This is a genomic window from Dactylosporangium sp. CA-233914 (assembly GCF_050942935.1).
Classification (GTDB): Bacteria; Actinomycetota; Actinomycetes; order Mycobacteriales; family Micromonosporaceae; genus Dactylosporangium.
Genome location: NZ_CP192030.1, coordinates 5,243,795 through 5,256,616, shown reverse-complemented (window position 1 = coordinate 5,256,616; position 12,822 = coordinate 5,243,795). Strand labels below are relative to the sequence as shown.

The window sequence follows — 12,822 nt, the reverse complement described above, 5'->3', positions numbered from 1 at the left end:
CGATGGACCGGCTCAAGGTCGGATACGGGGACCGGGTCGTCATCGAGGAGCTGACCCTCACGGTCGAGGCGGGCGAGGGTGTGGCCCTGCGCGGCCCCAACGGCATCGGCAAGTCGACGGTGCTGCGCTGTGTGGCGGGCCTGCTCGAGCCGACCGGCGGCACGGTCCGGGTCGGCGGCGAGCGGGTCGACGAGCGCGGCGCCGGGTTCCGCCGGGCCGTCGCGGCGCTGCTGGAACCGCCCGCCTGGTATCCCGGGCTGTCGGCGCGCGAGCACCTGAGCCTGGTACGGCTGGCCAACGCCCCGGTCGGCGACGACTGGTTCGCCGACGGCGAGCTCGCCGAGCGCCTCGGCGTGGACGGGTTCGCCGACGCCTCGCCGGGCAGCCTGTCGTCCGGGCAGCGCCAGCGTCTCGCGCTCGCCATGGTGTTGGACCGCCCGAGCCGCCTGCTGCTGCTCGACGAGCCCGAGCGCCACCTCGACCAGGAGGGCCGCGCGAGCGTCGCGGCGCTCCTCGACGAGTACCTCGGCCGGGGCGGTGCCGCCCTGCTGGCCTCGCACGACCCGACCGTCACCGGCGGCTGTGCGGTCGTCGAGCTCGGCCACGACTGGTACGACGAGGCGCAGGAGTGAAGGCCGGGCAGGTCCGGCGGTGGATCCGGCGCCGGCAGCGGGCCGCCGGTGACGCGTCCGACCGGTTCGAGACCGTCTACACGCTCGCGCTGCTGGCGGCGATGGTCGGGTACATGATCTGGGCCCAGGTGCGCTCGGTCCTCAGCGGAGCGACGTCGGCCCCGGCCGGGGTCCGCGAGGGCGTCGTGCTCGCCGCCGGGCTGGCCTGGGCCGCGGCGCTGCTGGCCGCGGCCGCCGCGCTCGGCCCGGTGTCGACCTCGGCGCCCGCCCTGCAATGGCTGTTCACCGCCCCGCTGGACCGCCGGCCGCTGCTGGCCCCGGCAGCCGCGCAGGTGCTCGGCCTGGGGCTGCTGGCCGGGCTGGCGCAGGGCCTGCTGACCCTGACGCTGTCCACGACCGGCGCCGGCGCGGTCCTCGTCGCCGCGGTGGCCGGCGGGGTGCTGCTCATCGGGGCCGCGGCCGTCGTGCAGTCCGCGAGCCGCCGCCCGGCCCGGCGGCTCTCCGGCGCCGCCACCGTCCTCGCGCTCGTGGCCGCCACGGTCGGGGTCCTCACGGCCGCCGGCACCCCGGTCGGCGCGCTCGCCGCGACCGGCCCGTGGGGCTGGCCGCTGCTGGCCGGCCGGCACGCCTGGGTGGCGGTGCTCGTCGCCGCCGCCGCGCTCGTGGTGCCGTTCCTGCTGTGGTACCGCCTGCGCTCGTACACGCTGGCCAACCTCGCCGACGCCGCGCAGAGCAGCGGCGCCGCCACCGCCGTGTTCGTCACCCTGGACCCGGGCCTGGCCTCGCGCGCGGCCGAGGAGCGGCGCTGGCGCGGCCGGCGGGTCGGCCCCGACCGCCTGCCGCGCCTGACCGGCCGGCTCGCCGCGACCGGCCAGGACGCGCTGCTGCTGGCCCGTTCGCCGGTGCGGGTACTGCTGGCGGGAGCCCTCACCACCGTGCCGGTGCTCGCGACCGGCCTGCCGGTGTCACGCTGGGTGATCGCCGCGGCGTGGCTGCTGTCCGGGGTGGTCGCGGCCGCCGCCGGCACCGCGAACGCCCGCCGCGACCGCGACGACCCGACCCTCGCGCGGCTGCTGGGCCTCACCGACGCGCAGCTGTTCACCGGCCGCGTCGCCGTGCCCGTCGCGCTGTGCACCGGGTGGTCCACGGTCGCGATGACGGCCGTCGGCGCCCAGGCGAGCGGCGGCGGGCTCGGCCCGTGGGCGCTGCTCGGGTTGTGCGCCGGCCCGGGCCTGGCCGCCGGGGCGCTGCGCTCGGCCCGCCGCCGCCAGGTCCGCCACGACATCGCCCCGCTGGTCTCGCCGGCCGGGACGATGCCGACGGGCCTGCTCGTGTGGCTCGCCGGCGGCTTCGACGTCGCGGTGCTGGCGCTGTGGCCGGCGCTGCTGGCGATCGTGACCCAGCACCCGCAGGCGGCGCTGGCCAACCAGGCGCTGTTCTCGGCCGGCGCGCTGACCGGCATGATCGTCGCCGCCCGGCGCGGCTGACGCTCGCCGGGCCCCTCGCACCGGCGCGGCGAAGAGCTCTTTCCGCGCCGCTTCAGCACTGTTTCAACGCGCCCGGTCACGCTCCTGGGCACGTACCCAACCACGGGACGTACCGATCAAGGGAGCGAGCACGATGAACAAGATGTGGCGAACGCTGGTCGTGGTGGCGGCGGCCGGGCTGATGCTGGCCGGCCTGTCCGGCACGGCGAGCGCGAGCAAGCCCGAGGCGCCGCGCGGCCTGGTCCTGCAGGCCCAGACGAGCCGGCTGGTGATCATCTCGCAGGGCGGCGGACCGCTGCTGCTCGACGCGCACGAGATCTCGTCGATGGACTTCCAGGTGGTGACCCGCCCGCCGCAGAACGACAACACGCAGAAGTGGTGGCTCACCAACGTCGGCGGCGGGCTGTACACGCTGGTGCAGGCCAGCAGCGGGCGGTACCTCGACGCCCACGAGATCGCCGAGCTCGACTACCGGGTCGTCACCCGGCCGCAGCAGAACAACGACACGCAGCTGTGGCGGTTGCAGGACTACGGCGGCGCGTTCTACACGATCCAGCAGGCCAGCAGCGGGCGGTACCTCGACGCCTACCAGTCCCCGGCGCAGGACTTCCGGGCCGTCACGCGGCCCTGGAGCGGGGCCAACTCGCAGGTCTGGCGGATCGTCGGCGCTTGATCACACCGTGGCCCGCGGGATGTCCGGTCCCCGACCGGACGCCCCGCGGGCCGCGGCGGCGCCGATAGCCTGTGGCGGTGCAGGTCAGGCTGCTGGGACCGATCGACGTCACGGTGGGCGGCGAGGTCCGGCCGGTTCCCGGCCTGCGCCGCAAGGCCGTGCTCGCCGCGCTCGCGGTGTCGCACGGCGAGGTGGTGAGCACCGACCGGCTCATCGACGTCGTCTGGGGCGACGACCCGCCGGCGACGGCGCTCAACACCCTGCAGCGGCACGTGTCGTACCTGCGCGAGGTGCTCGGCCGCGACGCGATCCGCGCCCGCCCGCCGGGCTACGCGCTGGAGCTGGACGGCGCCGATGCCACCGACGCGATTCACGCCGAACGGCTGATCCAGCAGGCGGACGGCGCGGACGGCCCCCGCGAGCGGGTCAGGCTCCTGCACGATGCCCTCGCACTGTGGCGGGGACGGCCGCTGGACGACGTCGTCGGCCGGGCCGGGCTGGACATCGAGGCCGAGCGGCTGGAGCACCTGCGGCTGCGCGCCCAGACGGCACTCGCGCAGGAGCGGCTGGCGCTCGGTGAGCACGCCGCGGTCGCACCCGACCTGGAGCGGATGGCCCGCGACCATCCCCTGGACGAGCGGATCCACGGGCAGCTCATGCTCGCGCAGTACCGCTGCGGGCGCCCGGCCGACGCCCTGGCCACCTACCAGCGGCTGCGCCGCACGTTCGGCGCCGACCTCGGCCTCGACCCCGGTCAGGCACTGCGCGACCTCGAGGCCGCCATCCTGCGTCAGGACCTGGGACTCGACCTCGCCGCGCCGCCGGCCGACGCCCGGCCCACGGCGGTCCCGGCCCAGCTGCCGCTGGCGGTGCGCGGCTTCACCGGGCGCCAGGACGAGATCGCCCGGTTCGGCACCCTGCTCGACGCGGCCGCGCTGGTCATCTGCGCGATCACCGGCCCGCCGGGCGTGGGCAAGACCAGCCTCGCCGTGCACTGGGCGCACGCGGTCGCGGCACGGTTCCCGGACGGGCAGCTGTACGCGAGCCTGCGCGGGTTCGACCCGGGCGGCCCGGCGACGGACCCGGCCGAGACCCAGCGCGGGTTCCTGGTCGCGCTCGGCGTGGCGGCCGAGCGGCTTCCGGGCGACCCGAACGAGCTGGCGACGCTCTTGCGCAGCACACTGGCCGGCAAGCGGGTCCTGATCATCCTGGACAACGCCCGCGACGCCGCGCAGGTCCGCCCGCTGCTGCCCGGCACACCCGGCTGCCTGGTCCTGGTGACCAGCCGCGACCGGCTCACGCCGCTGGTCGCGGCCGAGGGCGCGCACCCGTTCGCGCTGGACCTGCTCAGCGCCGGCGAGGCGCGCGAGTTGCTCGCCCGGCGCCTCGGCACCGACCGGGTCACCGCCGAGCCCGACGCGGTCGAGGAGATCATCGCCCGGTGCGCGCGGCTACCCCTGGCCCTGGCCGTCGCCGCCGCGCACGCCGCCACCCGGCCCGGCTCGCCGCTGGCCGTGCAGGCGGCGCAGCTGCGCGACACGGCCGGCGCGCTGGAGGCGCTGGACGGCGGCGATGCGGCCACCCAGGTCCGAGCCGTGTTCTCCTGGTCGTACCGCGCGTTGAGCCCGGCCGCCGCGCGGCTGTTCCGGCTGCTGGGGCTGCACCCGGGCCCCGACTGCACGGCGCCGGGCGCGGCCAGCCTCGCGGGCCTGCCGCTGCCGGAGGTCCGGGGCTGCTGCGCCGGCTGGTGGAGGGCAACCTGCTCGCCGAGCGCGTGCCGGGCCGCTACGGCCTGCACGACCTGCTGCGCGCGTACGCCGTCACCGAGGCCGCGGCGAGCGACCCGCCGGCCGAGCGGCGCGCCGCGGTGCACCGCGTCCTCGATCACCACCTGCAAACCGCTCACGCCGCCGCGATCCTCGTCGACCCGGGCCGCCGGGCGGACGGCCCCGGCGAGCCGCTGCCCGAGATCACCGTTGCGGGGCTGGGCGACGCCGGGCAGGCCCTGGACTGGTTCGCCGCCAACCACCAGGTGCTGACGGCGGCGGTACGGCTGGCCGCCGACGAGGGCTTCGACGCCCACGCGTGGCAGCTGGCCTGGACGCTGACCACCTACTTCGACTGGCTGGGCCACTGGGACGACCTGATCGCGACCCAGAGCGCCGCCCTGGACGCGCTGCTGCGCCTCGGGGAGCTGCCCGGCCGCGCGCACGTGCACCGCGACATGGGCCGGACGTTCGCGCGGCTCGGCCGGTACGAGGAGGCGGAGACCCACCTGCGCCAGGCGCTGGAGCTCTACGACCGGCTCGGCGACAAGGTCGGGCTGGGCCGCACCCACCACAGCGTCGGCTGGATGCTGCTGCAGCGGCGGCGCCTGCGCGAGGCCCTCGCCGAGAGCGAGCGGGCCGTGGCCCTGTTCCGGGAGGCCGGTGACCTGCTGTGGCAGGCCCGCACGCTCGGCGCGGCCGGCTGGGTGCACTCGCAGCTCGGCGACCACGCGCACAGCCTCGGGCTGTGCCTGGAGGCGCTGGCCCTGCAACAGAAGGTCGGCGACCGGCACGCCGAGGCGGGCAACTGGGACAGCATCGGCTTCGCCCAGCACCACCTCGGCGACCTCGACGAGGCCGACCGCAGCTATCTGCAGGCGGTCCGGCTGTTCGAGGAGCTCGGCGACCGTGCCTCCCTCGGCGAGGTGCTCATCCACCGGGGCGACACCCGCCACGCCGCCGGGGAGGGCGACGCCGCGCTCGAGGACTGGCGGCGCGCCCTCGCGATGCTCGACGAGCTCGGCCACCCGGCCGCCGCCGAGGCCCGCTCGCGCCTCGGCGGGGTCAGCCGGTGATCCGCTCCGGCTCGCCCCGGGCCGGCCGGTCCGCGCCCCGACGCGTTCGCGGCCCGGGTCAGCCGCCGGTGGACGGGGACGGCTCGGCTGTAGCGGACGGACTCGGGTCGGCGGACGTTCTGTCGTCGCTCGGCGACGGCGACGCCGACGGGGCCGGGATGGTGACGAGCGGGGCCGAGGTCACGGCCGGTGCGGGCGGGGTGACGACGGCTGCCGCCGTGGTCGAGCCGGGCCGTGGCGAGGCCGTGTGCGGCCGTGCCGGCGCCCCGGTGCGCTTCGGCGTGGCTGACGCGGGCGCTGGCACCGGTGCTGGCACGGGTTGCGTGTCGGGCAGCGCCGCCGGCGGCCGGCTCGGCTCGTCGCCCCCGCGCGCGGCGGCGCCGGAGGCGGAACCCTCTACCAGCGCCGTCCGGCCCGCGTGGCCGGCCGGCTCCGGTGCGGCCTGCGCGAGCGAGCCCGGCGAACCGGCGGGCGACTCGGACCCGTACAGCGTGCCGAGCACCGCGGCCGCCAGGACGGCGGCGGCGACGTACAGTCCGACGCCCCGGCGGCCCGACGCGTGCCGGCCGCGGCCGGCGGGCCGCCGGTGGCGTGCGGACCGCCCGCGGCCCGCGCGGTGCTGCTCGTGGTTCATCGCAAACGCCTATGCAACGACGGGGTCGGGCGGAGGACCCGCCCGAGTGGACCATAACGCGTGCGCGCGGCCGGGTGAAGCCGCCGGCGACGTCCGCCAGCAGGCATGCCGGCGCCAGGCGATCCGCTCGTGCTCCGTGGCGTTGTCCGATCCGGTACAGCTGCCTTGATCGCTGCGCCGCCCGCTCGGCAGAATGCGCCGCGTGGACGAGGCGGAGGCCGCGCCGAGGCGGCGATGGTGGCAGGGCTGGTCGAACTGTGACCTCAGCGGCTGCGACCTCGACTTCTGCAATGGCTGCGACGGGTGCGACGGCTGCGACTGCAACCCGTTCATGCTCTCGTCGCTGCTGACGCTGATGGCGATCGCGGCGCCGGCCCGGCCGCCGCGCGCCACCGCCAGCCGTCCGGGCCGTGCGGGCATGGCGGCCATCCGCGGCTACCAGCGCTGGCTGTCGCCGCACCTGCCCGTCCGCTGCCGGCAGACTCCCTCGTGCAGCAACTACGGGCTGGAGGCGGTGCGCCGCTACGGCCTCGTCGCCGGCTCCCGCCTGACCGCGGCCCGCATCAAGCGCTGCAACTCCTCGACCCCGCGCGGCACCCACGACCCCGTGCCGTAGACCGTTCACGTCATCGGTGTTCATGCAGCCGGACAACGCTTCGCCGTCTTCGGGTGTCGATGCCGGGGCATCCCGCCGGGCATGGAGATGCGCAGCGGATGGCGGGCGAGCTCGCTTCCGCGGGCGTACGCCGCCCTCGTCGTCGGGCTGCGCCGGCGGGTGGTGTCCGGCGCACCTCCGTCCGTAATAACCGATTTTTCGGACATATGCACTTAGGAGGTATATGTCCGGTACGGTCACGACGGCGGTGGGCTTCCACCGTCAGGGTCGTACAGACGGGGGATTTGTGTGATCAAGTTGTCCAGACGGCGCCAGCACCCCGGAAGACGCGGATCGTCGTGGCCGAACATTGCGCTGGGCGTGCTGGTGCTCGGAGCCTTCACCTTGGCCACGGCCGGCCCGGGCGGGCCGGCCGCCGAGCACGAGAGCGGGTCGCCGGCGCTCGCCGGCGCCGTGACCCAGCCGGTCGTGTCGGGCGTCAACCCGAGCTCCGGGTTCACCACCGGCGGCACGACGGTGACGATCACGGGCACCGGGTTCACCGGCGCGACGGCCGTGACCTTCAACGGCACCGACGCCACGTCGTTCACGGTGGTCAGCCCGACCGAGATCACCGCGGTGACGCCCGCGGGCGCGATGGGACCGGCGCTCGTGCAGGTCGCCATCGGCACGTGCATCTCATCGGTCAGCGGCGGAACGTTCACGTACCTTCCGCAGATCACGCCGCCGCTCGTATCGTCGATGTCGCCGACGAGCGGGCCGACCGTGGGCGGCACGACCGTCACCATCTCCGGCACCAACCTGTCGGGCGCGATGAGCGTGACCTTCGGCGGCGTCGCGGGCACGGTGAGCAACAGCACCGCGACCTCGATCACGGCAGTCACGCCCGCGCACGCCGCGGGCAACGTCGCGGTCGGCGTCACCACGCTGATGGGCGCGACGACCGTGCCGGGCGGCTACACGTACGTGGCCGGTCCGGGCGTGTCGTCGCTGTCGCCGACGTCGGGCCCGACGGCCGGCGGGACGTCGGTGGCGATCACCGGGGCGGGCTTCACCGGCGCTACGGCGGTGGACTTCGGCACCGACCCGGCCGCCTCGTTCACCGTGAACAGCGACACGTCGATCACCGCCGTGGCGCCGGCACACTCGGCCGGCGCGGTCGACGTCGCCGTCACCACACCAAGCGGCACGGCGAACGCGACGGGCGCCTACACCTACACGCCCCCGCCGTCCGTGACCTCGCTGTCGCCGACCTCGGGCGCAACGGCCGGCGGCACATCGGTCACGATCACTGGGGCGGGCTTCACCGGCACCACCGCGGTGGACTTCGGCACCGACCCGGCCGCCTCGTTCACCGTGAACAGCGACACGTCGATCACCGCCGTGGCGCCGGCACACTCGGCCGGCGCGGTCGACGTCGCCGTCACCACACCAAGCGGCACGGCGAACGCGACGGGCGCCTACACCTACATGCCCCCGCCGTCCGTGACCTCGCTGTCACCGACATCGGGCCTGACCGCCGGCGGCACGTCGGTCACGATCACGGGCACGGGCTTCACCGGCACCACCGCGGTGGACTTCGGCACCGACCCGGCCGCCTCGTTCACCGTCGACAGCGACACGTCGATCACCGCCATCACGCCGGCGGAGGCGGCCGGTGCGGTGGACGTCCAGGTCACCACGCCGGGCGGCACGGCCACCGCGGTGGGCGCGTACACGTACATGCCCGCGGCCACCGCGACGTCGATATTCCCGACGTCGGGCCCCGACCTGGGCGGCACCCTCGTCGCGATCACGGGCACCGGCTTCACCGGCACCACCGCGGTGACGTTCGACGGCATGAACGCCACTTCGTTCACCGTGAACAGCGACACGACGATCTCGGCCGTCACGCCGCCGGGCACGGGTCCGGTGTCGGTCACCGTCACCACGCCCACCGGCTCGCCGAGCGTGCCGGGCGGGTACGAGTACGTCGGGGTGCAGGCCGCGACCCTCGCCGCGCATTCGGTACACAAGGACGCCGCACAGGAGCCGGCCGGGACGGACGCCAAACAGGCGCACAAGGCCGGCGCCAATGCCAAGGCGAAGGTCAAGCACAAGGCGGACGCCACGGCCGCACCCCGGATGAAGAAGGTCTTCTTCCGGATGCCCACCCCGGCCTGCCCGGCCCCGCCGAGCGCGCCCAGCCCGGTCACGGCCACCGCGGGTACGTCGTCGGTCAACGTGAGCTGGACGGCGGCCACGCCGCACGACTCGCCGGTCACCGGCTACACCGCGACGGCCACCCCCGGCCCGGCGACCTGCACCACGCTGGTCACCGACCCGGACCCGCTCAGCTGCGTGCTGGGCGCGACGGCCGGCCAGCAGTACACGGTGTCGGTGGTGGCCAACTCGGCCGCCGGCGCCTCGGATCCGGCCACGAGCAACGCGGTCACACCGGCCGCGCCGGCCGTGCCGGCCACGCCGCCGGACACCCCGCTGAACCTGACCACGGACAAGGGCGCCATCAGCACGGCCGAGCCCGGTCAGGACATCGTGGTGATCGGCACCGGATTCGCCGCCTACTCGACGGCGACGATCACGCTGTACTCGGAACCGGTGACGCTCGGCACCGTGGTCACCGACGGCAGCGGTGACTTCAGCAAGCCGGTCACCGTGCCGCACTCCCTCGCCGCCGGCGTGCACACGCTGGTCGCGCAGGGCGTCGCACCGTCGGGCAACCCGCGCGCGATGAAGCTCACCGTCACGGTGGCGGCGAGCGCGGCGAGCCCGCCGAGCCCGGCGAGCCCGCCGACGGGCGGCCTCCCGGTCACCGGCGCGCCCACGGGCCCGCTGGCGCTGGCCGGCCTCGCCATGGTGCTGGCCGGCTTCGGCCTGCTCCGGCCGTGGCACCGTCGCATGATGCCCGGCCTGCGGTAGGGCACGGCGCTCCGGGGCTGAGCAACCCTCAGCCCCGGGGCGCCGCAGTCGCGCACCGCATCGCCCGCCGCCGCTACCCGTGGCTCTCCGCGCCCGGCGCCGCGGTCGCGCTGCAACCTCCCGCCCCGGCCGTGAACATCGCCGGCGTCCGGCACGTCATACGTGCAGCTGATTGGCGGCTGGGAGGGCGTGCTTTGACCGGTGAGGTGCCTCGCGCCTGGTTGTGGGCGGAGACGACGGCGGAAGACCTGATCGCGGCCGGCGAGGACGCCGCCCGGCGGGGCACCTTCGAGTTTCGGGCCACCCGGGATGTGCTCGCGTTGACGCTCTTCCTCGCCGATGCCGACCGGTCGCCCGCCGGCCTGCGCATGGAACTGCTCCACGACCATCTCGCCGTCGCGACGGCATGGCTGGCATGGTGCCGGTCCCGTCTTGACGGACAGCAGGCGGCCATGCGGACCCCGGACATGCGCCTGGCCGGAGACGCATGGCGATGGCTGCGGCGCAGCCGGCTGCTGGCCGGCCCAGGGCTCAACGACGTGGCGGGTGACGATGACGCCTGGTGGATCGCGGGGCCGGCCTGCCGTGTCGGTCTGAGCCGTGCACGCCGGGTCGTCGATGCATGCCTGAGCGGAGGGGTCTGACGGACCTGTGCCGGGTCACTGGCGAGCGTCAGTGACCGGACCGCTGCGCTTGTCGTGAGAATCGCCGGCGGCCGCGATGTGCGGCGGCATGATCGCCGATGCCAGCAGCGCGAGCTTGTCGGCGTCGGCGGTGCCGGCGTCGGGGTGGTAGATGACGAGCAGGATGCCGTCCGTGCCGCTGATGTGCAGCTTCTCCCGGTTCAGGCACAGGTCGCCGACCAGCGGGTGCAAAAACGGCACCACCGCAGCCGCCCGCGGGCGTACGTCATGGCGGGCCCACAGTTGCCGGAACAGCGGGCTGGCCAGGGACAGTTCGCCGACGAGCTCGATGAAGCGCGGGTCGTCGGTGTCGGTGCCGACAGCGCCGCGGAACGAGGCGACCAGCGCGGCGGCGGCCGCCTCCCAGTCGGGCCACAGGGCCTGCTCAGTGGGGTCGAGGAACACGTCGCGCAGCCGGTTGGCGCCGGCGACCAGCCGCGGCGACAGGGCGGTGGCCAGCGGGTTGGCCGCGAGCACGTCGAGGTAGCGCCCCTCGATGAAGGCCGGCAGCGGGAGCGTCGCCACGAGTTTGGCGGTGCTGGGCGGGACGGTCTCCTTGCGCGGACGCCGCGGCCGGCGGGGCTTGTCCATGGCGATCCCCAGCAGGTACTCCCGCGCGCTGTCGTCCAGTCGCAGGACGCGGGCGAGGGATTCCAGGACCTGGACCGACGGGCTGCGGTCGCGGCCCCGCTCGAGGCGCAGGTAGTAGTCGGCGCTGATACCGGCCAGCATCGCGACCTCCTCGCGGCGCAGACCCGGCACCCGCCGAACGCCCACCACGGGAACACCCGCCTGCTCGGGAGTCACAAGCTCACGACGGGCGCGCAGGAATGCGCCCAGTGGATTCGATTCCCCGGCCATACCGCCACCCTAGGCGCGACGCTTCGCCGGTGAGGGGGCCCCGCCAGGCCCCCGGCTGGCGAGGGCTCTACCTCTGCCGCAGCGCCGGCCGGATCGTTGTCCCCGGCGTCGCGAGAACGCGCGGCGCGCCGTACGGATTCCACTGATGGACGAGGCGGATCACATGACTCAGCGGCGTGTTCTTGTCACCGGCGGTTCCGGCTTCATCGCTGGTCACATCATGCTTCAGCTGCTCGAGCAGAGCTACCAGGTGCGCACCACCGTACGCTCGCCGCAGCGTGAATCCGCGGTCCGTGCGGTGCTGCGCGAGGCCGGGATGGTCAACGAGGACGCGCTGAGCTTCGCGGCCGCGGACCTGCTCAGCGACGCCGGCTGGGCCGAGGCTGTCGTCGGTTGCGAGTTCGTGCTGCACGTGGCCTCGCCGGTGCACATCGGCAACACCGGGGATGAGAACACGATCATCGCCCCGGCCCGCGAGGGCACCGTGCGGGTGCTGCGCGCCGCGCGGGACGCGGGCGTCAAGCGGGTCGTGCTCACCTCCGCCTTCCACGCCATCAGCTGGGGCCACCCGCACCGCGATCGCGCGTTCACCGAGGACGACTGGAGCGTCCTGGACGGACCGGGCGTCGACGCGTACGCCAAGAGCAAGACCCTCGCCGAGCGTGACGCCTGGAACTTCGTCGCCGAAGAGGGCAAGGGGATGGAACTGGCCGTCATGTGCCCCGTCGCCGTCGTCGGACCGGTGATGGGCAAGGACATCTCCGGGGCGAACCACCTCGTCCAGCGCAGCCTCGAAGGCAGCATGCCCGGCTACCCGAACATCTACATCCCGTTCATCGACGTGCGCGACGTCGCCGCCGCGCACGTGCTGGCCATGACCAAGCCCGGCGCCGCAGGCCAGCGTTTCCTGCTCGCAAGCGGCCCGGCGATCCCGATGCAGCAGGTCGGCGCCCTGCTGAGGGCCAATCTCGGGAACGCGGCCAAACGCGTGCCGAGCCGGACCATTCCCAACGCCGTGGTACGGCTGGCCGCGCTCTTCAACCGGGAGTTCCGGCCCATCGTCCCCGACCTCGGCTACGCCAAGAAGGTCTCCAACGACAAGGCCCGCCGCGTGCTGGACTGGACGCCCCGCCCGGCCGATGCGGCCATCATCGCCGCCGCCGAAACCATGATCAGCAAGGGCCTGGTCAAGAACTGATCGTCCCGAGCCGGTGTGCGGCTTCGTCGCCGGCCCCTTCGCGGACACCGGCGTAGTTACGCTGTCACAACCCTTGCCGAAAAGGTTTTCGTGCGTCAGAGTGGCCCCAACGCATCGGTACATGGCTATACCGTCGGCCCGCCGCCAAGGGCCGCCGGGGTCCCAAGCGCCACACCCATCGCCGCCGGTCGATGCTGGACTGGCCCGTCACTGGCGTTTCGAACGGATGGTGTTCGAGCCGTGAAACTCCTCCAATCGCGCTCACGCTGACCCTCGA

General features: G+C 74.7%; 11 protein-coding genes. 9 read left to right on the top strand and 2 right to left on the bottom strand.

The window, feature by feature from the left end:
- Positions 1-2: 2 nt before the first annotated feature.
- From ACQPY0_RS23100 to ACQPY0_RS23080, 5 genes are all read left to right on the top strand, one after another.
- Positions 3-632, top strand: a complete 630-nt coding sequence (locus ACQPY0_RS23100; RefSeq protein ID WP_432995338.1) for an ABC transporter ATP-binding protein — start codon at positions 3-5, stop codon at positions 630-632.
- Positions 629-2,119 (top strand): DUF6297 family protein, encoded by a 1,491-nt coding sequence (locus tag ACQPY0_RS23095; RefSeq protein WP_432992240.1) that lies wholly within the window; start codon positions 629-631, stop codon positions 2,117-2,119. The genes ACQPY0_RS23100 and ACQPY0_RS23095 overlap by 4 nt, the downstream gene beginning before the upstream one ends.
- Before the next feature lie 133 nt (positions 2,120-2,252).
- On the top strand, positions 2,253-2,792 hold the full coding sequence (locus tag ACQPY0_RS23090) for an RICIN domain-containing protein (RefSeq protein WP_432992237.1): 540 nt from the start codon (positions 2,253-2,255) through the stop codon (positions 2,790-2,792).
- A 77-nt stretch (positions 2,793-2,869) separates the two neighbouring features.
- A complete protein-coding gene (locus ACQPY0_RS23085) occupies positions 2,870-4,831 on the top strand; it encodes a BTAD domain-containing putative transcriptional regulator (RefSeq protein ID WP_432992234.1) in 1,962 nt (653 codons plus the stop codon).
- Positions 4,825-5,634, top strand: a complete 810-nt coding sequence (locus tag ACQPY0_RS23080; RefSeq protein WP_432995336.1) for a tetratricopeptide repeat protein — start codon at positions 4,825-4,827, stop codon at positions 5,632-5,634. The genes ACQPY0_RS23085 and ACQPY0_RS23080 overlap by 7 nt, the downstream gene beginning before the upstream one ends.
- 58 nt (positions 5,635-5,692) lie before the next feature.
- Here ACQPY0_RS23080 and ACQPY0_RS23075 read toward each other — a convergent pair whose 3' ends face one another.
- Positions 5,693-6,268: a hypothetical protein gene (locus ACQPY0_RS23075; RefSeq protein ID WP_432992231.1), complete on the bottom strand. Its 576-nt coding sequence runs from the start codon at positions 6,266-6,268 to the stop codon at positions 5,693-5,695.
- A 202-nt stretch (positions 6,269-6,470) separates the two neighbouring features.
- On the opposite strand from ACQPY0_RS23075, the gene yidD reads away from it, so the two are divergent.
- From yidD to ACQPY0_RS23060, 3 genes are all read left to right on the top strand, one after another.
- The gene (gene yidD / locus ACQPY0_RS23070; RefSeq protein WP_432992228.1) at positions 6,471-6,884 is read left to right on the top strand and encodes a membrane protein insertion efficiency factor YidD; all 414 of its coding nucleotides are present in this window, start codon (positions 6,471-6,473) and stop codon (positions 6,882-6,884) included.
- A 360-nt stretch (positions 6,885-7,244) separates the two neighbouring features.
- On the top strand, positions 7,245-9,803 hold the full coding sequence (locus ACQPY0_RS23065) for an IPT/TIG domain-containing protein (RefSeq protein WP_432992225.1): 2,559 nt from the start codon (positions 7,245-7,247) through the stop codon (positions 9,801-9,803).
- Between the two features lie 194 nt (positions 9,804-9,997).
- Positions 9,998-10,447, top strand: a complete 450-nt coding sequence (locus ACQPY0_RS23060; RefSeq protein ID WP_432992222.1) for a hypothetical protein — start codon at positions 9,998-10,000, stop codon at positions 10,445-10,447.
- A 15-nt stretch (positions 10,448-10,462) separates the two neighbouring features.
- On the opposite strand, the gene ACQPY0_RS23055 is transcribed toward ACQPY0_RS23060, so the two are convergent.
- Entirely contained in the window at positions 10,463-11,347 is an 885-nt protein-coding gene (locus tag ACQPY0_RS23055) for a helix-turn-helix transcriptional regulator (RefSeq protein WP_432992219.1), read from the bottom strand.
- Positions 11,348-11,567: 220 nt separating this feature from the next.
- Here ACQPY0_RS23055 and ACQPY0_RS23050 point away from each other — a divergent pair, with 220 nt between their 5' ends.
- Entirely contained in the window at positions 11,568-12,545 is a 978-nt protein-coding gene (locus ACQPY0_RS23050; protein ID WP_432992216.1) for an NAD-dependent epimerase/dehydratase family protein, read from the top strand.
- Positions 12,546-12,822 lie beyond the last annotated feature (277 nt).

Excerpts from the sequence above, each read along its gene's own strand:
- ACQPY0_RS23100 (WP_432995338.1), top strand. The coding sequence starts at position 3 with ATGGACCGGCTCAAGGTCGGATACGGGGACCGGGTCGTCATCGAGGAG.
- ACQPY0_RS23090 (WP_432992237.1), top strand. The coding sequence starts at position 2,253 with ATGAACAAGATGTGGCGAACGCTGGTCGTGGTGGCGGCGGCCGGGCTG.
- ACQPY0_RS23075 (WP_432992231.1), bottom strand. The coding sequence starts at position 6,268 with ATGAACCACGAGCAGCACCGCGCGGGCCGCGGGCGGTCCGCACGCCAC.
- ACQPY0_RS23055 (WP_432992219.1), bottom strand. The coding sequence starts at position 11,347 with ATGGCCGGGGAATCGAATCCACTGGGCGCATTCCTGCGCGCCCGTCGT.
- ACQPY0_RS23050 (WP_432992216.1), top strand. The coding sequence starts at position 11,568 with ATGCTTCAGCTGCTCGAGCAGAGCTACCAGGTGCGCACCACCGTACGC.